Raw genomic sequence first — 21,266 nt, forward strand, 5'->3', positions numbered from 1 at the left:
GGGTCTCTAGGGCCGCACCGAGGGCTCGGTTCCCCCGCCGACCTCCCGCGCCACATGCTCCAACCGGTCTCGGTAGCCCTCCCACCATCCCTGGTCACCCAGTGCCATGGCATCTCTGTTCTTACTCAGTCCGACGGCTCCGTCGATGATCTCCCTGACGATGTCGGCGTGCCCGGCGTGGCGGTTCGTCTCGGCGGTCATGTGTATCAGGATCCGGTGCAGTGTCACCTGACTCCGGTCATCCGGCCACCACGGCACCCGGCCGATCGCGTCCAGCGCCAATGCCTCGATCGTCGCGTCCGAGTGCGTCCATACGCGGTGATACAGCCCGACGATCTCTTCGCGCGATTCATCGGCGGTCGCCCACATGTCCGCATTGGGCGCTGCTCCGTCTTCGAACCAGGGAAGTGGCTCCGCGGACGGCCGCCCGAAAGTCTCGCCGAAGTATCCCAGCTCGACACTGGCCACATGTTTGACCAGTCCCAGCAGGTTCGTACCGGTCGGCGTCAGCGGGCGGCGGATGTCGTACTCCGAGAGCCCGTCCAGCTTCCACAGCAGGGCTTCGCGGGCGGTCCGCAGGTAGTGGTGGAGGTCCGACTTCATGTCCGATTCAGCCATGGCGGACATCCTTCCACTCCGGCGCCGACGGCAGCCTGGGGCCCTGAACCTTCCGACAGGCGCTCCGTCGTCCACACGTCAGGGACGAGTCAGCCTGACGGAGAGAAAGGACGGCGTCCGGTGCAGTTTGTCGTATCTGGCCTCGTCGATCTCTCGCAGGCCGGGCACCGGGCGCGGCTCGACGAGCCGTTCCAGGACGAATCCGGCGGTCAGCAGCTCACCGAGGAACGTCTCCAGCGGCATGCGCCGGTAGCGGATGGAGAACGAGCTGCCCTTGAGGGGAAGCTCGACCCAGTCGTCGGCGTAGTACGAGCCGCCGAAGTGGCGCCAGTCGGCCGTCGGATGGGTCGTCGAGACCAGCAGCCACCCGCCGGGCCGCAGCACGCGGCGCAACTCGCCCAGCAGTTGTGCGCGACGAGTGAGGTGGTGGAACACCAGCGCGCACACGGCGCCGTCGAACGACGCGTCGCCGGCGAAGTCCAGCGGCTCCTCCAGGTCGTGCAGCCGCAACTCGGCCCGTTCGCCCACCCGTGCCCGCGCGTGCTCCAGCAGCGTGGCGCTGCCGTCGACACCGACCACCTCCGCGCCCCGTGCCAGCAGGTCGGCGGCGTAGTGCCCGCCTCCGCAGCCGACGTCGAGGACCCTCGCACCGGCGACGTCACCCGCGAGTTCCAGCATCGCGGGCCGATCGGTGTAGGCGTTGTAGGGGCTGATGTCGGCGTGGCCGGCGAAGTAGTCACCGAGGGCGTCGTGGTACGCGGTCTGCTGAGGCATCGACACATCATGGCGACGACGGCCGTTCGTCCGCGAACGAATTTCCGGGGCGACACGAGGCCGGCGCCGACGGCCCTCCTCCCTACGCTCACACCCCATCTATAGTAACCTGTAAAAACGCTATAACAGTTATTCGTATTCGGAGGCGCGCGCCAGGAACCGCTCACGTACGTCAAGCCTTCAACCCCAGTCGGAGGATTCGAGATGACCACCCGCAGCGATCAGAAAGCGTCCGGCCCCCTCACCGTCAAAGAGCTGTCCAAGAAGACCTGGAGCGATTTCGAGACGGTTCTCGGGAGCAACGGAGGTGCCCGCGGGTGCTGGTGCATGCACTGGCGGCTGTCCATCGCGGAGTGGACGGAAGGAAAGGGCGAGGGGAACAAGAAGGCGATGAGTCGTCTCGCCCAGCGTGACCCGGCCCCCGGCGTGGTCGTCTACGAAAACGACACGCCGGTGGCATGGTGCTCGCTCGGGCCGCGTTCGTCGTTCCCCCGGCTGGAGCGCTCGCCGCTCCTCGCGAGCGTCGACGACGAGCCGGTCTGCGCGATCGCGTGCGTCTACGTGCAGAAGAAACATCGTGGCTCCGGGCTGCTGCCGGCCGTTCTGGACGCCGTCTGCGACTACGCGGCCTCCGCGGGCTACGAGGTCGCCGAGGGCTATCCGGTCGAGCCTCGCGAAGGGAAACGCGCGGGTGCGGACACGGCGATGACGGGAATAGCCAGCGCCTTCCTCGACGCCGGATTCTCCGAGGTGGCCCGCCCCCGCGACGATCGGCCGATCATGCGGCGGAAGCTGGGGTGATGCCCCGCATGATCGGCCGACCGGTGAATCCCTCTCGTGCGTCCGGCGGAGCGGGACGCACGCTCGCGTCACGACGTACCGGCACGTCACCGCCCTCTGCCACCGGCCGGTAAGACGGTGGCACGCGCTCGCGTCGCGTCACCGCCCCCGGCCCTACCCGCAGGTGAGGCGGTGGCGCGCGAGTTCGTCGTAGAACGGTTGGTGATGCTCGGCGACGCGGCGCAGGTGTTCGTTGGTGTCGGGCGTCTCACGCCGCTCGGGCGCCTTGGCGACGAGCCCGCTGCTCTCGGCCACCTCCGCGTGCCACCGGTTCGTACGCTGCCAGTTCGCCTGCTGGCCGGGGTCCCAGCGCATCGCCTCGGGCATGAACTCCAGCCCGACCCGCTCGCAGTACGCCCGGACCGTCGCCTCCGGACTGGCCACCAGGTCGTCGCCGTCGATCACCAGGGGGATCTCGCCGGTCGCCGACCGCACGGCGTCGAAGATGGCGTGCAGGTATTCGAATCCGTACTCCTCCAGGGTGGCCTCGGGGTTGACGGCGTAGTGCGAGGAGATCGCGCTCCGCGGTTCCCGGATCATGAAGGTGTTGATCACGTCGCCGAACAGGCGCTCGTCCTCGAACAGCGGGGTGTAGGTGTAGTCGGAGGTGTCCTTGGCGAACACCCGCCGCCCTTCGGCGTTCACCTCGAGCATCGCGTCGAGCAACTCGATCGCCGACGTGGCGCGCCTGCCCGCGAACTCGAAGTGGCCGTCCGTCTGGAGGTACGAGAACGGCTCGTGGGCCACCTCGAGGTCGCCGCGTTCGAGCATGATGCGCAGGAACGCCGTGGACCGGGATCGGGGCACGGCCCACAGCACGATGGGCTTCGACGCGGCGCTCATTGCGACCACGCCGTCGGCCGGCGGTCCCAGCGGTGTTCGCGCAACCGCGCCATCAGCTCCTCACCCAGGGGTTCGGCGTCACTGGCGGCGATGTTGGCGCGTACGTGGGCGGGCTTGCGCATGCCCGGGATGACGGTGGTGACGTCGGGGTTCCGCAGGATGAAGCGCAGGGCGAGCTCGGGCATGGTCATGCCCTCGGGCACGATCCGCGCCAGCCGTTCGGCGCGCTCCACGCTCGCGACGAGGTTCTCCGGTACGAAGTAGGTGTTGCGCCAGTCGCCTTCCGGCCAGCGGGTGTCGCGGGTGAGGGTGCCGGTGAGCGTGCCCTCGTCGAAGGGCACCCGTGCGATCACCGCCACGTCCAGCTCACGGCATGCCGGGAAGAGCTCGTCTTCCGGGGCCTGGTCGAAAATGTTGTAGATGACCTGTACCGCGTCGATCAGTCCGGTCTTCAGGGTCTCCAGTACGTTCCAGGGTTCCCAGCGGTTGACGCTGATGCCGACGCCTTTGATCAGCCCGCGTTCCTTCATCTCGATGACGGCGTCCTGCCACGCCGCGTCGTGTGCCCAGGCGTCCTCCCAGACGTGAAACTGGAACAGGTCGACGGACGGGGTGCCCAGCCCTTCGAGGCTGCGGTGCAGGCACTCCCAGAGATAGTCCGGCGGGTACACGTCGGACAGCTTGGAGTCTCGGGTGGACGGCCACTCACGATCCTTCGGCGGGGGTTTGGTCGCGATGCGCAGGCGACGCTCCGGGTGCCTCCGCACCAACTCGCCGAGCATCCTCTCGCTTTCCCCGCGGCCGTAGATCCAGGCGGTGTCGAAGAAGTCGCACCCGAGCCGGACGGCCTCGTCCAACGCGGTGTCGCCCGTCTCGCCGTCGGCGCCGGTCCATCCGCCCTCGCCTCCGGCTATGCCCCACATTCCGTAGCCGACGTCGCCGACCATCCAGCCCAGCCGACCGAATCGACGCTCACGCATCGCCTCCTCCTTTCATCCAGACGGCTCGTTCAGACAGCTCATTCAGATGGCTCGTTCATACGGTCCTTTCAGACGGTCCTTTCAGACGGCGACCACCTCGCTCCAGCGGTTGCCGCCCGAGCCGAACCGTGTCTGCTGCACCACGTGACCGGCCACCTTCATCCGCTCGACCCTGACGACGCCGCGGTGGACGGAGAGGGTCACGCTGCCGCCGAGCTCGCCGACGAGCCGGTCGATCGCGTCCCGCGCCGCGTACGCGGCGGGATCGAGCCACCGTGCCTCGTACAGCGCGGCGCCCAGAACGCCTGCCAGCCGGTCGTAGAGTTCGCGGCCGGCCGCGTCGAGGCCGGCCTGCAGGACGCGGGTCCACGCGCGTTCGAGCAGCTCAAGCCCCGGCGCCTCGTAGACGCCCCGGCAGACCGTGCCGATGATGCGCCGTTCGACCACGTCACGGAGCCAGACACCGTGCCGTGACCCGATCTCGTTGGCCCGCGTCATCCACTCGACCGGGTCTGGCCCGCTGCCGTCGACGTCGGCGACACGTCCTTCGTGGAAGACGACGGTGACGGTCTCGGGCTCGGCGGAGGTATCCCCCGGCCATCGGCTCCACCGCGGCCGAAGGCGGGTGACCGGCGTTTCCAGGTCTTCCAGCTCGGCCGACTCGTGCGAGATGCCCGCGAGGTTGGCGTCGGTGGACCGGTCGGCGCCGCTGCCGTGGTCGAGGTGCAGCCCGTGCTCGGTGACCGCCGCGAGCATCGCGCCGCGATCGGGGAACCTCTCCAGCGCCCGCGGGTTCGTCCACGGCTCGACGACGGACATCTCCGGGGCGACCTGGGTGCCGTAGCGCGCGAACCGGCGCTGGTCGTTGCCCCCGCCGACACAGCCGTGGACGAACGTCCGGCATCCGTCCGCCCGCATCCTCGGCAGGACCTCGTTGACGAGCACGAAGCGGGACGCGCCGGTCGTGTTCCAGTAACCGCCGTCATGACGGGCGCTGTACCGCAGCAGGTCCGACGCCATGGAGGCCATCGACGATCGTAAATCCATAACGACGACCTCGTCTCCGAAACTTCGCAGAGAAGAAACGAGTTCGTCCATATTCGCGATATCTGATTGACCGATATCGGCGAGATAGTGCCTCGCCGGAGTGGACGTCTCGCGAAGCCAGACTCCGACGGCGAGGGAGGAGAGCCCTCCCGATTGGAATAATCCGACCCGCGTGTTGTCGTTGACCTGCTCCACAGCCTCCTCCTATATCCCGCCGGGCGAGATGCGACGCGATGATCAATAAGCCGATACTCACCCACACTACCCATGCACGACAATCCCTCACTCCTTGCGGGCCGACGAACTCCGCATCGAATCCCGGCGCCGGAAGCGATCTTTACGGACGCCCTTACAGGCCATTCGGTTAAGTCGATCAAGAGCGCCGGGAGGTGCCTCGGATTGCCCACCGATAATTCATCGGCCACGATGTCGCATTGATCATTCTTTGGTCCTCCGCTGGTCATCGTCCATTTTCGAGCGTATCTGACAGAAAAACGCGATCGGTGGATTAGCGGGCATCGGGTTGGGTACGGACGGGCATGCCTTTCACGCCCCCTCTGGACGACGACGTCCTGTCGCACCGGCACCGGAGCCTTTTGTTCCGCATTCCGGGTGGTCGGACCGCACATCCGGAATCAGCGTTTGTGTCGTCACCGATTCGGATGGGGGCGCGAAGCCGCCACGACGAGGAGCGCCCGGACGCCCGTCGCCGCTCCACGCGATCCTGGCGCTCATTTACCCAGTTCACAGCTACTGTCAGCCGACCGCAGCGACGCCCGAGCTTGCGAACCCGGAGCAGGTGTCCCACTATGGAAGTAACCCGTAAATTAGTTAACGACGGTTACTTAATATTTTGTGCAGCACCTAAACCGACTGGCGTTGGGAGGAAACGCGTGGTCACCGCACGCACGAGCCGTCATGGAACGAATACCTATCGACTTCGCATATTCGACCGAGAGCCGGGCAGCCGCCAGACGCGCCGGAAAAACGCGGTGAACACCCCTTCGCCACCCTTGTGACGCTCGCCGAGAATCGGCCACGGCCACCTGAAGCCCACCTAGCTGAATAGTGATCGATCTGCCTGACAGAGGACCTGTTGCCAGCCGAGACCATGGAAGCACGATGTCAAGCCATCAGCAGACGCGCTTAATTGACGATGCCCTAACCGCCGTTCACTTATCACTGGGTCCGCAGCATGCGTTCCCCCGGCAAAGCACAGTTCTCGACCTGTTCCACGAACAGCGGGAGAACGCACCGGACCGTCCCGCGATTCGCTATCGGGACATGACGATGAGCTACGCCGCCCTCGACGCCGCAGCCAATACAACGGCCAATCGACTGATCGGCGACGGCGTACTGACACGACATTTGATACCCGTGCTGATAGCGGAAGGGCGCGAATTCCCGGCCGCGCTCCTCGGAGTGATGAAGACGGGCTCGGCGTTTGTTCCGCTGGATCCCTGCTGGCCGATCGACCGGCTCAGGACGATCGTCGCCGAACTGTCGCCACCCGCCGTCCTGGCGTCGCCGGCGACGGTGGAGACAATCACCGAACTGCGATTGTCCATTCCGACGGTGATCGTCGACTGCTCGGAACCGCCGCGTGATCCGGCCGACCTGGAACCGCCGCCCGCCGACCGTGCACCCGGGCCGGAAGACCTGATCTACGGGTTCTACACCTCCGGTTCGACGGGCACGCCCAAGTGCGCGCTCAACCACCACCGCGGCCTGGTCAACAGGTTGACCGCGATGTCGCGCCGGTTCGGTGACGGGGCCGGCCACGTGACGCTGCAGAACAGCCGGTCCACGTTCGACTCCTCGATGTGGCAGGTGCTGTGGCCGCTGACGTCGGGTGGGCAGGTCGTACTGCCGGACCGCGACGGGATCCTCGACCTTGAGGAGACCGCGATGACCATCGGCCGCTACGGCGTCACGATGACCGACTTCGTCCCCTCGGTGCTCACGGCGTTCGTCTCCCTGCTGGAGACGCGCGAGGATCTGCGCGCCGCGACGTCGAGCCTGCGCCGCATGCTGATCGGCGGGGAGACGGCCGGTCCCGCCGTAGTGCACCGGCTGCGCGCGCTGCTGCCCGACCTCGAGGTCACCAACACGTTCGGGCCGACGGAGTGTTCGATCGGGTCGGTGTTCCACGACGTCACGGACGCCGACGTCGACCGGATCCCGCTCGGGCGCCCCATCGACAACACCGCCGCGATCGTCCTCGACGAGGATCTCAGGCCCCTCCCGAAGAACACCCCCGGCGAGCTGTACCTCGGCGGCGAGTGCGTCGGAGCGGGCTACCTCAACGATCCCGAGCGCACCGCGCGGGTGCTCGTGACCAACCCGTTCCCGGAGATCCCCGGCGAGAGGCTGTACCGGACGGGCGACCTGGCGCGGGTCGGCGAGGACGGGCTGCTGCACTTCAACGGCCGGCTCGACGAGCAGGTCAAGATCGGTGGGGTACGGGTGGAACTCGGCGATGTCACCTCCGCCCTCGCCGGCCATCCGCTCGTCGGCGACGCGATGGCGGTCGTGCTCGGCGAGGCGCCCGAGGCCACCCTGGTCGGTTGCGTCACGCCACGCTCACCGGACGAGACACCCTCCGTGGAGGAACTTCGCGCGTACGCGGCGGAGAAACTACCGGCCGAACAGGTCCCGCACCGGATCGTGGTGCTCGACGCGCTCCCGCTCAACCGCAACGGCAAGGCGGACCGCAAGGCGCTGGCCGCGCTCATCGTGGCCGAGACGGCACGGCAGGAAGGCCCGGCCGAACACATCGAGCCGCCGGCCAACCCGATGGAGGAGCTGCTCTGTTCGGCGTGGCGCGAGGTGCTTGAGCGGGAACAGGTCTCGGTGGTCGTCCCCTTCTCCGACTACGGGGGCACCTCGCTGAGCGCCTACCGGCTCACCACCGCCGTCAGCGAGCGGCTGGGCAGGCCGGTGCGGCCCAGGGACCTGCTCGTCGAGTCGACCGTGCGCGCACAGGCCGCGCGGCTGGCCGAGGGCGTCGACGACGACAGCGCCGAACTCGCCTACATCAAGCACGACCTGACGTGGCGCCCGCCTCAGACGCTGCTGCTCACCGGCGCGACCGGGTTCATCGGGGCGCACATCTTCGCCGAGTTGCTGACCCGCTCCGACGTCGAGCTGATCTGCCTGGTGCGGAGCCTCGACCCCTCGGAAGGCGCCCGGCGGCTGACCGAGGCCCTCGACCGGTACGGGCTCACCTCCGCCTGGCAGCAGCTACCGGCGGCGATCAAGGCCGGACGGGTCGAGGTCGTTCCCGGCGACCTGGGCAGCGAGCTGCTCGGCCTGCCGCAGTGGCGCTTCGACGCGATCGCGTCGGCCGTGTCCGGCGTCGTCAACGCCGCGGGCGCGGTGAACTTCCTGTTCGGCTATCTGGACCACCGCCCGGCCAACGTGCTCGGCGTGCAGGAGCTCATCAAGCTCGCATCCGGCGGTGCCCGCCTGCACACCCTGTCCACCCTGAGCATCTTCGCCCCCGGCGAACAGGCCGCCTCCCGCTTCACCGAGGACCAGATCCCGGTGCTGGACCAGGTCGCCGCGGACGGCTACAACAGATCGAAGTACGTCGCGGAGAACCTGCTCGCCGACGCGCACCGCCAGGGCGTCAGCTCGGTGGTGTACCGCCTCGGTGAGGTCTGGCCGCACCGGAAGACAGGCGTGGCCAACCCCGATTCACTCGCGCACAACCTGTTGTACGCGTGCGCGCGCACCGGATGCGTGTTCCCCACGGAGGCCGAGGCCGACGTGACGCCGGTGGACGTGGTCGGCCGGTTCGTGGCGGGCGCCGCGATCGGCGACATCGAGGTGCCCGACGGCGCGATGCACGTGCTGTGGCCGACGAGGCTGCGCTTCGCCGACGCGTTCGACGTGCTCACCGCCCGATGCGGGCTCGACCGGGTCGGCTACGCGCGGTTCCGCGACCGCCTGGAGGCGATCGCCGAGCCCGACGAGCGGCTCGCCGGGCTGCACCTGCTGCTGCCGCCCGCGGCCGCCGGCCGGGACGCGGCGCCGGTCGAGTTCGACCGGATGTTCACCGACTGCTCCCGGCACTTCGACACCCGGCGGTTCGACCGGCACGCGGCCTCGCTCGCGCGGCCGACGGTGGACGGGCTCGGGACGCTCGACCGCTACCTCAGTCAACTAACCGATATTTCCGCCTTCGTACCTCAAGAAAGGTAGGCGTTGTGGAAGAGAAGTTCGCCGTGGTGATCAACCACGAGGAGCAGTACTCGATCTGGCCCGCCGGCCGGGAGATCCCGCCCGGCTGGCGCGAGGCCGGGGTCGAGGGCGACAAGGGCGAGTGCCTGGAACACATCGCGCGGGTGTGGACCGATCTGCGACCGCTGAGCGTGCGACGGTGAAGGAGGAGAAGGAGATCATGGCAAACCCCGAAGAGCGTGACGTCGCCGACATCAGACGCGCCCTGCTGGAGAGAAAGGTCCGCCAGCGTGTGGCGGAGAAGGCCGAACGGGAACGGATCGTCGCCGTCCCGCGCACCGGCAAGATGGCGATCGCCGAGCAGCAGCGATTCCTGTGGTTCCTGCACCAGATGGTCGCGGGCGCACCGGTCTACAACGTGCCGTTCGCGATGCGCCTGCGCGGGCCGCTCGACGTGAACGCCCTGTCCGAGGCGCTGCGCGGAATCGTCGCGCGGCACGAGAGCCTGCGCACCCGGTTCGGCGACGAGCACGGCGTGCCGTTCCAGGTGGTCGACCCGCCGCCGGAGACGTGGAAGCTGCCGGTCGTCGACGGGACCGAGGAGTCCGTCCAGGAATGGATCGACGCCCAGGTGCGCGAGGAGTTCGACCTGCGCAACAAGCCGCCGTACCGGTTCGCCGTACTGCGCCTGGGCCCCGAGGACCACGTGCTGTCCATCGTGTGGCATCACATCGTCATCGACGGATGGTCCTCGCGCCAGTTCGCCGAGGAACTGACCGCCCGCTACACCGATCCGAGCGGCTCGCAGTTCCCCGAGCTGAGCCTCCAGCCCGCCGACTTCGCGGCCTGGCAGCGGCTCTGGCTGCTCAGCGAGGAGCCGGCCAAGCAGATCGACTCCTGGCGTTCCGCCCTGGACGGGATGGAGCCGCTGGAGTGGCGCGGCGACCGGGAGCGTCCGTCGGCGCCCACCGGAGCCGGCCGCATCTACGAGGGCCGCCTGCCCGACGAGCTCGCCCGGGGGATCCGCGACCTGGCCCAGGCGGAGAACGTCTCCCTGCTCGCCCTCACGATGGCCGGATACCAGGTCGTGATCAACCGCTACACCGGCCAGGAGGACATCGCGCTCGGATCGGTCTTCTCCGGACGGACCCGCTCGGAGACCGAACCCATGATGGGGTTCTTCGCCAACACGGTGGCGGTCCGCGGGAACCTCGGGGGCGATCCGGTGTTCCGCGATTTGGTGCACGCCACCAACGACACCGTCCTGGACGCGATGGCCCGCCAGGACATGCCGTTCGGCCGGATGATCGAGGAGCTCGGCCCGGAGCGGATCCCGGGACGGAATCCGCTGGTCGCGCACCTGTTCACGCTGCTGCCCGAGTCGATGATCGCGCGCTGGAGCCTGCCCGGCGTGGACGTCGAGATGCTGACCCCGCAGCCGGAGACGACCAGGTTCGACCTCACGTTCCAGATCAACGACCTGCCGGACGGCGGACTGGGCGTGTGGATCGAGTACTCCTCCGAGCTGTTCGACCACGAGCGGGTCGAGCGCCTGGTGGAACACTTCACGACGGTGATGACCGACGCGCTGTCCAGGCCGGACGCCCGGATCGACTCGCTGGACATCATGCCCAACAGCGAGTACCTGCGCGTGCTCACCGAGTGGAACCCCGAGCCCGGCGAGCGCGACGAACGCCTGCTGCACGAGCTGGTCGCGGCGCGCGTGGCCGAGGCGCCCGACGCGGTCGCGATGCGTTTCGCCGGAGAGGACCTCACCTACGCGCAGCTGGACGAGCGCGCCAACCGGCTGGCGCACGCGCTCGTCGAGGAGTTCAAGGTGGCGCCGGGGAGCGTGGTCGGAGTGCTGCTCGACCGCGGCTTCGACCTGCCGGCCGCCGAACTCGGCGTGCTCAAGGCGGGCGGGGCGTGGCTGCCGCTCGACCCGCAGTATCCGCCGGAGCGGCTCGCCTACCAGCTCGAAGACGCCGACGTGGCCGCGGTCGTCACGACCTCGGACCTCGTGGACCTGCTGCCCCCGAACGTGGGGCGGATCCCGCTGGACACCGACGCGCTCGACGGCCGGGAGGTCTCGCCGCCCTCGGTGCACGTGGCGCAGGAGGACACCGCCTACGTCATCTACACCTCGGGCTCGACCGGCACCCCCAAGGGAGTGATGGTCCCCCACCGGGCGGTCGCGAACTTCTGCACCACCTTCCAGCGGATGTTCTCGGTGACGCCGGACGACCGGATCCTGCAGTTCTCCAACCCCGCCTTCGACGTGAGCGTCTCGGACGTCTTCTCGACGCTCACCGCCGGCGCGACCATCGTGGGCGCGCCGCGCTCGGAGCTGCTCGACCCCGAGACGCTGCAGGCGCTGCTCGCCCGCGAGCGGGTGACGATGGTCGACATTCCCCCGGCCGTGCTCGGGCTGCTCGATCCGTCCGCCTTGGACGACCTGCGGGTGTGCTTCATCGGCATGGAGCCGTTCGGCCCCGACCTGGTCAACAAGTGGCGCAAGCCGGGACGCGAGTTCCACAACGGATACGGCCCGACGGAGGTCACCGTGACGTGCGTGGACTACCTGTGCCCGCCGGAGCCGCTGGACGGGCCGCCGCCGATCGGCCGGGCGATGGACAACCAGCGCGCCTACGTCCTGGACAAGAGGTTGCGGCCCGTGCCGGTCGGCGTCCCCGGGGAGCTCTACATGGCGGGCGCCGGTCTCGCCGTCGGCTACCTCGGCCGGCCGGACCAGACCGCCGAGAAGTTCCTGCCCGACCCCTTCGCCCCCACACCGGGCGAGCGCATGTACGCCACCGGTGACCTGGCGCGCTGGAACGGCGAAGGCAACCTGGAGTTCCTGGGCCGGGTCGACCGTCAGGTGAAACTGCGCGGGCTGCGCGTGGAGCTCGGCGAGATCGAGCACGCCATCGAGAGCTTCGACGGCGTACGGCAGTGCGTCGTGACCGTACGCGACGCGGGCACGACGTCGGCGTGGCTCGCCGCCTACGTGGTCGGCGAGTTCGAGCCGGACGCGCTGCGCGAACACCTGGCCGGGCGGCTGCCCCTGCACATGGTGCCCACCGACTACGTGCGGCTGGACCGGCTCCCGCTCACCTCCACGGGCAAGGTGGACCAGACGAAGCTGCCCGACCCTCGCCCCGAGGGCGACGCGGGCCAGGTCGAGCTGACCACCGAGACGCAGCGCCGTCTCGCCGACATCTGGCAGAGCCTGCTGAGCCTCGACCCCGGGAGCGTCGGCGCGCAGGACAACTTCTTCGTCCTCGGCGGCAACTCGCTGCAGGTCACCCAGATGATCTCGCGGGTACGCGACGCCTTCCAGGTGACGCTCGACCCGCGACGGCTGTTCAGCTACCCGCTGCTCAGCCAGTTCGCCGCCCAGGTCGACGACGCGCAGCGCGCGCTGCTCGGCGACGACGAGGTGGCACAGCTGGAGGCTCAGGTCGCCGATCTGTCCGAGGAGGAACTCGACCGGCTGCTGAAAGAGTCGAGCTGATGGGCGGTTCGCGCCCCTCCACCCTGGAGGAGAAACGAGACGCGCTGCTGCGGCTCAGGCTCCGGCGCAAACGGGAGGAGGCCCTCTCCCTGCGGAGGGCCCCCTCCGCCCCGGCGGAGGAGCGGCCGCCCGCGTCTCCGCTGGTGCCGCTCAGTCACGGGGGCACGAAACCACCGCTGTTCCTCGTACACGCGGCGGGCGGGTCGGTGGCGCCCTACGTCACCCTCGCCGCGCTGCTCGGCGACGACCGGCCCGTCTACGCGCTGGAGGACCCGGGCCTGCACGGCGGCGTGACCGAGGGGCGGCGGCTGTCCGACCTCGCGGCCACCTACCTCGCCGCGGTCCGCGAGGTCCGGCCCGACGGGCCGCTGCACCTGGGCGGCTGGTCGGTCGGCGGAGCGGTGGCGCTCGACATGGCGCGCCAGGACGGCGACGTCGCGGTGACGTTCGCGCTCGACACCGCCCTCCCCGAGGAACCGTCCCATCCCTGCGACGACGAGCTGCGGGCGTGGTTCGCCGCCGACGTCGCGGAGATGGGCGCGGAACCGGACACCACCGAGATGGCCGAACGATTCCCGGTGTTCGCCGCGAACGTCCGCGGACTCCTGACGTTCCGTCCCACCCGGGTGGACGGCCGGGTGGTGCTGCTGTGCGCCGAGGACGCCGACCCGGACAAGCTCGACAGCTGGCGTGCCTACGCCGACGAGATCCAGGTGGTGCGCGGCGACCACTACACCATGCTCCAACCAGCACACGTCGAAGCCCTGGCGGACGTGATGCGCGACAGATTAAGCGAGGTGAGTGTCCGATGATGCCGGCCTTCACGCCAGAGCAGGACGGCTTCCGGCAAGAGGTCTGCGGGCTGTTGTGCGAGGACGCGGTGAGCGCGGAGATCGCACAGTCCCGGCGGATGCCGTACGGGCAGGAGAGCGGTCTGCTCGACGTGCACCGGCGGCTGGGCAAGCTCGGCTGGCTCGCGATCAACTGGCCGGAACGGTACGGCGGATCGGGCGCCACGATCGTGGAGAAGGCGATCCTCACCGAGGAGATGATCCGCCACGGCGTCCCCGAGAACGTGCACTCGCTCGGCGTCGACATCGTCGGGAACGCCATCCACCTGTTCGGCACGCCGGAGCAGAAGGACCGGTTCCTGCCGGGCCTGGCGCGCGGCGAGATCACGGCCAACGTGCTGTTCAGCGAGCCCGACGTCGGCTCCGACCTCGCGTCGCTGACCACGCGCGCCGAGCCGGACGGCGACGGCTGGCGCCTGTACGGGCGGAAGATCTACAACATGAAGGCGCAGCACAGCGAGTTCGCGCTGTGCGCGGCCCGTACGTCGACCGGCCCGGTGAACTTCTCGGGGATCACGCTCTTCCTGGTACCGCTGCAGAGCGTGGGCACGGTCATCGAGCCGGTGTGGAACCTGTCCGAGGAGCGGTTCGACCTGGTGACGCTCGACGGGATCCGGCTCGGGCCCGAGGACGTGCTCGGCGACGTCGACGACGGGTGGCAGGTGCTGGGCAGGGTGCTCCCGCTGGAGCGCACCGGGCTGGACCACTCGGCCAAGGCCGAGCGCACCCTGTCCGCGCTGCGCGAGCACGCGCCGCCCGGCTGCGAGGAACGGCTGGTCCAGCTCGAAACCCGGGTGCGCGCGGCCCGCCTGCTGGCCTGGCGGTGCATAACCAACCTGCACGAGGGACGGCCCGACGAGGTCCACTCGGCGACCGCCAAGTGGTACACGTCGGAGACGGCCAAGGAGGTGTCGCTGGCGGCGGTCGAACTGCTCGGACCACGGGCGCTGCTGGACGCACGCGACCCCGAGGCCATCGCCGAGGGCGTCTTCGACGCCGCGTTCCGCGAGGCTCCGGGACTCACACTCGCCCAGGGCTCCTCGGAGATCATGCTCTTCTTCGTCGCCACATCGAAATTGGGGTTGCCGTCATGACCACAGTGGAGACCGAGAGCACGGCGTTCGCCGACTTCTTCGACGGAGATCTGGCGCCGCTGGTGCGGCGGATGACCGATCGGCCTCGCCCGGCGGGTGGGGAGACCGACGACGACAACCGCGAAACCCGCGCGATGGTGTGGGAGGGGCTGGTCGGGCTCGGTGCGCTGCGCACCTCGGACACCGTACGGCTCGCCGAACTGCTCGGGTCGGTGCTGTACCAGGGGCCGCTGCTCGACACGCTCACCGCGCGGGAGCTGTTCCCCGACGACCTCGGCGAAGAACCGGTGGCGCTCGCGGTCGCGGCCGAGCCATGGTCCGACCGGGACGGTGCGGTCTCCGCGCGGCGGGCCTTCGTCGGGTTCGCGGCGGAGGTCGACCACTTCGTCGTGGGCGAGGTCGGCGTGGGTGGAGCCGACGTGAACGGAGCCGGCGTCGGCCAAGCCGACGCGGATGGAACCGACGCGGGCCGAGCCGACATGAACGGAGCCGACGCGGGCAGCGCCGGCACCACCGGGCCGCGCCTCGCGCTCGTGCGTGCCGGCCATCCGTCCATCACGATGCGGCGCCACGAGGAGACGAGCCGAGGCGAGACGTACCGGGTCGAGTTCGAGGGCACGCCCGCGGTGGCCCGGGCCGACTCCTCCGCCGCGTGGGAGACGGCGCTCGCCAACGCGCGGGTACGCCAGGCGGCGTATCTGGTGGGCCTCGCCCAGGCGGCGCTCGACCACGCCGTCGACCACGCCAGGACACGCCGCCAGTTCGGCCGGCCGATCGGCAAGTTCCAGGCCCTGTCCTTCCGGCTCAGCGAGCTGTCGATGCACATCGACGCGACGCGGCTGCTGGTGCACGACCGCGACGCGGCCGCGCACGCGGCGGCCAACCTCGCGGCGGCCTCGGACCTGGCCCGTACGGTCACGACGCGGACCATGCAGATCCACGGTGCCGCGGGCATGCGGTCCGACAACGACGCGCAGCTGTACTACAGGTGGGCGGCGGCCGAATCGGTACGGCTCGGCACACCGTCCCGGCTGCGGCGCGAAAGCCGGGAAACACGATGACGGAGGCCGCGGCGGCCGGGAGGCCGTTCCGCACCCGCGGAGCGGCCTCCCGGCCGCGACGACACCTCGCGCGTCGACCGGCCGACCGTGTCGGCCACGCCGATAGGGCCGGTCACTTCGACCGCACCGGCCGCGCCGGCCGCGCCGACCGTCGAGCCGGAAACCCGGCCAAGCATGCCCGGATGGTTCTCAAGGAAGCACGTGACGCAGGAGTGAACGATGGGCCTGGTGATACAGAAGTACGGCGGAACATCACTGGGTGACGTGAGCAAGATCAGTCACGCAGCGCAGCGCATAGCCGCCGCCGATGGATCCGTGGCCGTCGTGGTGTCCGCGATGGGCGGCACCACCGACGCCATGCTTGAACTCGCACGCGACCTCACCGACAATCCACACGCCCGGGAACTGGACATACTGCTCAGCACCGGTGAACAGGCCTCCGCCGCCGCACTCGCCATGGCGCTGCACGAGCTGGGCGTACCCGCCCGTTCGTTCAACGCCCGCGACGGCGGCATCATCACCGACGGAGTGCACGGCTGCGCGCGCATCGTCAACGTTCACCCCGAACTGATCCGCGAATGCATCCAGGCCGGCTATGTCCCCGTGGTGACCGGCTTCCAGGGCATCGCCGCGGAAAGCGGCGAGCTGACCACCCTGAGCCGAGGCGGCTCCGACACCACCGCCGTCGCCCTCGCCGCCGCGCTACGGGCCGAGGTGTGCGAGATATTCACCGACGTCGAGGGCGTGTTCACCGCCGATCCCCGATACGTCGCCGAAGCCCGCAAACTGAGCCACCTCTCCTACGAGGACATGGCCGAGCTGGCCGCGGGCGGCGCCACGGTGCTCGCCCACTCCAGCGTCCAGTACGCAGGTACCCACCGTGTTCCCCTCCACGTCCGGTCCAGCACGACCGAGACCACCGGCACCTGGGTGACCGGCTCCCGCTCGACCACCCCGCCGGACGGCGAGCGGTTCACCGCCGTCGGCGTCGCCCACCGGACGGGTCAACTCCGCTGCCGACTCGACGGGGTCGTCCCCACCGCCCTCACCACGATCGCCGCCATGCTGGCCGACCCCGCGCTGTCCGTGGACATGCTCGACCACCTGGCCGCCGACGGCTCCGGTCACTCCCTGCGGTTCGTCGTGAAGGCCACCGACCACGACCAGGTCAACGGGGTGCTCGCCGACCTGCGCGCGGCGGGCGCCTTCGGCGAGTGCCACTGGTCAGGGCCGGTGGGGAAGGTGTCGCTGGTCGGCCACGGGTTCTGTGCCCGCCATCCCCAGGTGCGACTCCTGCCGGGCGCGCTCGCGACCCACGGCGTCACGGTGCGGGACATGACGGTCCGTACCCGGCGGATCTCCATCACCTGCGCCGAGTACGAGGTGCTCAACGCCGTCAGGCAGCTTCACCGGATGTTCCTCTCCGCCGACCCCCACACGGATCCCTACTCCCACGCGGGTCGTTCTCCCGGCGGCACCCACGCGGACCTCTCCTCGTACCCGGATCGTTCTCCCCGCGACACCCACGCGGACCTCTACTCCCACGCAGGTCAACCGGTACGCGGAACCCCGCACGCCCGCACCGAGACTCCAGCGGGAACGGGCGAGATCCGGGACACGACCGCGCAGGGACCGGCCCAACCCCATCTCCTGGAATCTCCGGCCCGATGGTCGGCAGAGACGAAAGGCGGGTGAGATGAAGACGACATCGTCACACACGACAGGAAGCGCCGAGATCGCGTTCGGGTCCCGGCGGTTCTGGCAGCTCACCGTCATCTGCGGCACCCAGTTCCTGGTCGCCGTCGACTATTCGATCATCAACGTCGCCGCCCCGAGCATCCGCGAGGGCCTGAACTTCGGCTCCGGAGGTGACATCGCCTGGGTGCTTTCCGCCTACCCGCTCACTTTCTGCGGCTTCCTCCTCCTGGGCGGAAGGGTCGCCGATCTTTTCGGAAGAAAGCGGGTGTTCATCTGGAGCCTCGTCGGCTTCGGCCTCGCCTCGCTCCTCGCGGGCCTCGCCTGGTCACCGGCCGCGCTCATCGCGGGCCGTGCCCTGCAGGGCGTCGCCGCCGCGTTCATCGCCCCGGCGGGTCTGGGGCTGCTCCAGGCGGCCACTCCGGAAGGACCGCAACGCGAACGCGCTCTCGGCGTCTACGGTGCGGCGCTGTCGGCGGGGTTCGTCTCCGGCATGGTGCTCGGGGGTGTTCTCACCGAGTACGCCGGATGGCGGTCCGTCTTCCTGATCAACATACCCGTCGTCGTGGTCGCCGGCCTCCTCGCGAGGGTCCATCTCGACGAGAGCCGGGACACGCGCGCCTCCCGCCACCTCGACGTCATCGGCGTCGTCCTCGCGACCACGGGCATGGTCGCCCTCGTGTTCGCCCTCACCGAAGGGGAGAAGTACGGCTGGTCGTCGGCTCCGATCCTGCTCTCCGCGGGGATCGCGGTGCCGGCGATCGCCCTCTTCGTCTGGACTCAGTCCAGAAAGGACGACGCGCTGGTGCCGATCTCCATCTTCCGCACGGCCGCCATCGGCGCGGCCAACCTCGTCACCGTCCTGCTGGTCTGCTCCTACGGTGGAATGCTGTTCATCCTCACCCTCTACCTGCAGACACATCTCGGTCTGGGCGCGCTCGCGACCGGTCTGGCGTTCGCCCTCTCGGGCGTGATCGCGGTCGTCACCGGAATCTACGCGGGAAAGCTCGTCGAACGCTTCGGGCTGTACCGTGTCCTCCTCTACGGAATCGTCGTCGAGACGATCGGCATCGTGGTCATGGTCGGCCTGCCGGAAGACCACGGACTCACCCTCATCCTGATCGGCACCTCCGTGAACGCCGCCGGTCACATCCTCGCGCTGATCACGACGAGCATCGCCGGCACGAACGGCGCCGAGGAAGGGCGACGGGCGACGGCCGGCGCGCTGATCAACGCCTCGCAGCAGCTGGGACTCGCCGTGGGGGTGGGGGTCGTGACCTCGGTGGCCGCCCACTTCGCCGCCGGATCCGCCGGCCCCGAGGCCGTCCTCATGGGCTGGCGCTGGTCCCTCTGGTGCTCGGTCGGGTTCGCCGCCGTGGCGATCGTGACGACCGTCCTTCTCAGGAGGCGTTTCAAGGGAGAGGCCGTGCGGGTCACGTAGGCCGTGCGGGTCACGTAGGCCGCGTGACCGCGGCTCCCACACGATCCCGCACGCCACCTCGACGACCCACCCCGGTCCGAGTCGCACGGCAGACCAACCCCAACCCCCGACACCACCACCGACCACCGACCACCGGCTTCGGCCACCAGCCACCGGCGGAAAACCATATACACTCAGTACAATGGTTACTTTGCCCCCCCAGGCCCGGCCGCCCTGGCAGGACACCCATTTCGTCGGCGGCCATCCGGTCCTGGACCTCACGAACACCGTCTTCGACCGCACGCTCCCGGCCGAGGACGTCGAACTGCTGAACACCCCCTCGGACGTCCTCACCTGGTGCGCGTCCGTCGGCCTGTTCGACGAGGTGCCGTCCTTGGCGGAGGACTCCGTGAGCGGTCTCGTACGTGAGGTCCGGGCCGTTCGCGAGCAGGCGTGGGCCGTGTTCAACGCGATCGCCGACGGCGAGACCGTGCCGACCGAACCCTTCGGCGCACTCCTGCAACGAGCGGGTAAGGGAACGCGAGCCGGGCAGGTCCAGCGGATCGACGCCGCGCTCGACGGCTGCACCGCCGACTGGACGGCACCCGGAGCCATCCCCACGACATTGTCGTTGCTGGCTGTTCACGCGGTCTTCACCCTCCCGCCCGGTCGGATCAGGACGTGCGGGCGATGCGGCTGGTTGTTCCTGGACTCCTCGCGAGGCGGACGTCGCCGCTGGTGCAGCATGAGCGTCTGCGGAAACCGCGAGAAGGCGCGCCGCCACCGCCAGACGTACCGCTGACGCCCCTCACCCACGGGGTGAGACCATGCGGCGGGATCCAGGGCGGCACATGCGCATATGAGGCGCACGCCGCGGGAAACCCCGGGCTCGTGATGATCGAATTGTTGTTTCACCAGCCCCACGTACATCTTGTGCAAATCTCCTCGATACCGTAACAATTGCATCGTTCCAATACGCTGCCGGAAAGGTGTTTTAGTACTGTCCCGATCTATCAGGTAAGGGACATTTCCTCCTCGCAGCCGCACGAGCATCTTGGGGCGAACACGCCCAGAAGGATCAGTGGAATCCGCCGTGAATTGGTTTGATGCTGCCTACGAATGGATCGTGAGATCCAGTGCCAACGGAACCTGGCGGGATCTGATTCCGCTGGGCTTGGCGGGCCTGCTCGTCTGGGGCCTGTGGGTTTATCGGGTGGTGTTGTCCCGGCTGGCCAAGCCGGTCGTGAACGGCTACCGGACCACGGTCTCCGTGGTCGTCCCGTCCTACCGGGAGGATGCCGAGATCCTGGTGCGCTGCCTGGACAGCTGGCTGGCCCAGAACCCCCAGGAAGTGATCATCGTCGTGGACGTCGGGGACACCGACTGCCATGCCAAGCTCCGCGAGGTGACAGACCCCCGGCTGCGTGTCCTGGTGTACGAGCACTCGGGCAAGCGCTCCGCGCTCGGGGTCGGCATCCGGGCGGCCCAGGGCGAGATCGTGGTCTTCGCCGACTCCGACACCTGGTGGCAGCCCGGCCTGCTGGACGCCGTACAGATGCCGTTCGAGGACCCGTCGGTCGGCGGGGTCGGCACCCAGCAGAACGTGTACCAGCGGACCAGCAGCGTCTGGCGGCGCATCGCCGACTGGCTGGTCAACCTGCGCTACTACGACTACGTGCCCGCGATGGGCAGCAGGGGTGGGGTGGCCTGCCTGTCCGGCCGCACCGCGGCCTACCGGCGCAAGGCCATCCTCCCGGTGCTCACCCACCTGGAGAACGAGTTCTTCCTCGGCCGCCGGTGCATCGCCGGCGACGACGGCCGGCTCACCTGGCTCGTTCTCGCCTCCGGGTACAAGACCGTGCACCAGTCCTCGGCCCGCGCCATCTCGATGTTCCCCGACTCCTTCCGCGCCTTCGTCAAGCAGCGCGTCCGCTGGAGCCGCAACTCCTACCGCTGCTACCTGACCGCGCTGTGGAAGGGATGGCTGTGGAAGACTCCGCTGGTCACCAAGGTGACCGTGCTGCAGATCCTGCTCACCCCGGTGACCATGGGCGTCACGCTCGCCTACCTGTTCTTCAGCAGGCTTGAGCTCACCCCGCTGGGCATCGGGCTCGCCGTCGGCTGGCTGCTCCTCGGCCGGGGCGTCCGCGGCTGGTCGCACCTGCGCCGTCACCCCGGCGAGATCCTGCTGCTGCCGCTGCTCTGCCTGGTGGTCATCATGATCGCTCTGCCGATCAAGCTGTACGCGTTCCTCACGATGAACAAGCAGGGCTGGCTCACCCGTACCTCCGACCAGGTGGGCGGGGCGGGCCAGAGCGCCGCCACCCTGCAGGGAATGAGCTGA

16 protein-coding genes are annotated in these 21,266 nt (G+C 69.1%); 11 read left to right on the forward strand and 5 right to left on the reverse strand.

Annotated features, from left to right (window positions below; translation table 11 throughout):
- Positions 1 to 6: 6 nt before the first annotated feature.
- Together ACFY3D_RS03870 and ACFY3D_RS03875 are read right to left on the reverse strand one after the other, a co-directional pair.
- Positions 7 to 618 carry a DinB family protein gene (locus ACFY3D_RS03870; protein ID WP_389974540.1) on the reverse strand — a complete coding sequence of 204 codons (612 nt, stop codon included), beginning with the start codon at positions 616 to 618 and terminating at the stop codon, positions 7 to 9.
- Positions 619 to 696: 78 nt separating this feature from the next.
- Positions 697 to 1,392, reverse strand: a complete 696-nt coding sequence (locus ACFY3D_RS03875) for a class I SAM-dependent methyltransferase (RefSeq protein WP_389974543.1) — start codon at positions 1,390 to 1,392, stop codon at positions 697 to 699.
- Positions 1,393 to 1,596: 204 nt separating this feature from the next.
- Here ACFY3D_RS03875 and ACFY3D_RS03880 point away from each other — a divergent pair, with 204 nt between their 5' ends.
- Complete coding sequence (locus ACFY3D_RS03880; RefSeq protein WP_389974546.1) at positions 1,597 to 2,193, forward strand: GNAT family N-acetyltransferase; 597 nt, start codon at positions 1,597 to 1,599, stop codon at positions 2,191 to 2,193.
- A 153-nt stretch (positions 2,194 to 2,346) separates the two neighbouring features.
- Here ACFY3D_RS03880 and ACFY3D_RS03885 read toward each other — a convergent pair whose 3' ends face one another.
- From ACFY3D_RS03885 to ACFY3D_RS03895, 3 genes are all read right to left on the reverse strand, one after another.
- A complete protein-coding gene (locus tag ACFY3D_RS03885) occupies positions 2,347 to 3,075 on the reverse strand; it encodes a sulfotransferase family protein (protein WP_350942864.1) in 729 nt (242 codons plus the stop codon).
- Entirely contained in the window at positions 3,072 to 4,055 is a 984-nt protein-coding gene (locus ACFY3D_RS03890; protein ID WP_350942863.1) for an aldo/keto reductase, read from the reverse strand. The genes ACFY3D_RS03885 and ACFY3D_RS03890 overlap by 4 nt, the downstream gene beginning before the upstream one ends.
- Positions 4,056 to 4,136: 81 nt before the next feature.
- Positions 4,137 to 5,297: an argininosuccinate synthase domain-containing protein gene (locus ACFY3D_RS03895; RefSeq protein ID WP_389974551.1), complete on the reverse strand. Its 1,161-nt coding sequence runs from the start codon at positions 5,295 to 5,297 to the stop codon at positions 4,137 to 4,139.
- Positions 5,298 to 6,224: 927 nt separating this feature from the next.
- Between ACFY3D_RS03895 and ACFY3D_RS03900 the strand changes: the two genes are divergently transcribed.
- The 10 genes from ACFY3D_RS03900 (at position 6,225) to ACFY3D_RS03945 (ending at position 21,266) form a co-directional block, all read left to right on the forward strand.
- A complete protein-coding gene (locus tag ACFY3D_RS03900) occupies positions 6,225 to 9,308 on the forward strand; it encodes an amino acid adenylation domain-containing protein (protein ID WP_389974554.1) in 3,084 nt (1,027 codons plus the stop codon).
- A 5-nt stretch (positions 9,309 to 9,313) separates the two neighbouring features.
- A complete protein-coding gene (locus ACFY3D_RS03905) occupies positions 9,314 to 9,490 on the forward strand; it encodes an MbtH family protein (protein ID WP_350942859.1) in 177 nt (58 codons plus the stop codon).
- 17 nt (positions 9,491 to 9,507) lie between these two features.
- Positions 9,508 to 12,801: an amino acid adenylation domain-containing protein gene (locus tag ACFY3D_RS03910; RefSeq protein ID WP_389974557.1), complete on the forward strand. Its 3,294-nt coding sequence runs from the start codon at positions 9,508 to 9,510 to the stop codon at positions 12,799 to 12,801.
- A complete protein-coding gene (locus ACFY3D_RS03915) occupies positions 12,801 to 13,613 on the forward strand; it encodes an alpha/beta fold hydrolase (protein WP_389974559.1) in 813 nt (270 codons plus the stop codon). Before ACFY3D_RS03910 ends, ACFY3D_RS03915 begins: the two co-directional genes overlap by 1 nt.
- The gene (locus ACFY3D_RS03920) at positions 13,610 to 14,746 is read left to right on the forward strand and encodes an acyl-CoA dehydrogenase family protein (protein ID WP_389974562.1); all 1,137 of its coding nucleotides are present in this window, start codon (positions 13,610 to 13,612) and stop codon (positions 14,744 to 14,746) included. The genes ACFY3D_RS03915 and ACFY3D_RS03920 overlap by 4 nt, the downstream gene beginning before the upstream one ends.
- Positions 14,743 to 15,807, forward strand: a complete 1,065-nt coding sequence (locus ACFY3D_RS03925) for an acyl-CoA dehydrogenase family protein (protein ID WP_389974565.1) — start codon at positions 14,743 to 14,745, stop codon at positions 15,805 to 15,807. The genes ACFY3D_RS03920 and ACFY3D_RS03925 overlap by 4 nt, the downstream gene beginning before the upstream one ends.
- Before the next feature lie 219 nt (positions 15,808 to 16,026).
- Positions 16,027 to 17,502: an aspartate kinase gene (locus ACFY3D_RS03930; protein WP_389974568.1), complete on the forward strand. Its 1,476-nt coding sequence runs from the start codon at positions 16,027 to 16,029 to the stop codon at positions 17,500 to 17,502.
- 1 nt (position 17,503) lies between these two features.
- The gene (locus ACFY3D_RS03935; protein ID WP_389974571.1) at positions 17,504 to 18,943 is read left to right on the forward strand and encodes an MFS transporter; all 1,440 of its coding nucleotides are present in this window, start codon (positions 17,504 to 17,506) and stop codon (positions 18,941 to 18,943) included.
- A gap of 181 nt (positions 18,944 to 19,124) precedes the next feature.
- Positions 19,125 to 19,724 (forward strand): CGNR zinc finger domain-containing protein, encoded by a 600-nt coding sequence (locus tag ACFY3D_RS03940; RefSeq protein WP_389974574.1) that lies wholly within the window; start codon positions 19,125 to 19,127, stop codon positions 19,722 to 19,724.
- Between the two features lie 324 nt (positions 19,725 to 20,048).
- Complete coding sequence (locus ACFY3D_RS03945) at positions 20,049 to 21,266, forward strand: glycosyltransferase family 2 protein (RefSeq protein WP_362896648.1); 1,218 nt, start codon at positions 20,049 to 20,051, stop codon at positions 21,264 to 21,266.

Source organism: Streptosporangium sp. NPDC000509, assembly GCF_042898365.1.
GTDB lineage: Bacteria > Actinomycetota > Actinomycetes > Streptosporangiales > Streptosporangiaceae > Streptosporangium.

Excerpts from the sequence above, each read along its gene's own strand:
- ACFY3D_RS03870 (WP_389974540.1), bottom strand. The coding sequence starts at position 618 with ATGGCTGAATCGGACATGAAGTCGGACCTCCACCACTACCTGCGGACC.
- ACFY3D_RS03875 (WP_389974543.1), bottom strand. The coding sequence starts at position 1,392 with ATGCCTCAGCAGACCGCGTACCACGACGCCCTCGGTGACTACTTCGCC.
- ACFY3D_RS03880 (WP_389974546.1), top strand. The coding sequence starts at position 1,597 with ATGACCACCCGCAGCGATCAGAAAGCGTCCGGCCCCCTCACCGTCAAA.
- ACFY3D_RS03885 (WP_350942864.1), bottom strand. The coding sequence starts at position 3,075 with ATGAGCGCCGCGTCGAAGCCCATCGTGCTGTGGGCCGTGCCCCGATCC.
- ACFY3D_RS03890 (WP_350942863.1), bottom strand. The coding sequence starts at position 4,055 with ATGCGTGAGCGTCGATTCGGTCGGCTGGGCTGGATGGTCGGCGACGTC.
- ACFY3D_RS03900 (WP_389974554.1), top strand. The coding sequence starts at position 6,225 with ATGTCAAGCCATCAGCAGACGCGCTTAATTGACGATGCCCTAACCGCC.
- ACFY3D_RS03910 (WP_389974557.1), top strand. The coding sequence starts at position 9,508 with ATGGCAAACCCCGAAGAGCGTGACGTCGCCGACATCAGACGCGCCCTG.
- ACFY3D_RS03915 (WP_389974559.1), top strand. The coding sequence starts at position 12,801 with ATGGGCGGTTCGCGCCCCTCCACCCTGGAGGAGAAACGAGACGCGCTG.
- ACFY3D_RS03920 (WP_389974562.1), top strand. The coding sequence starts at position 13,610 with ATGATGCCGGCCTTCACGCCAGAGCAGGACGGCTTCCGGCAAGAGGTC.
- ACFY3D_RS03925 (WP_389974565.1), top strand. The coding sequence starts at position 14,743 with ATGACCACAGTGGAGACCGAGAGCACGGCGTTCGCCGACTTCTTCGAC.
- ACFY3D_RS03930 (WP_389974568.1), top strand. The coding sequence starts at position 16,027 with ATGGGCCTGGTGATACAGAAGTACGGCGGAACATCACTGGGTGACGTG.
- ACFY3D_RS03935 (WP_389974571.1), top strand. The coding sequence starts at position 17,504 with ATGAAGACGACATCGTCACACACGACAGGAAGCGCCGAGATCGCGTTC.
- ACFY3D_RS03940 (WP_389974574.1), top strand. The coding sequence starts at position 19,125 with ATGGTTACTTTGCCCCCCCAGGCCCGGCCGCCCTGGCAGGACACCCAT.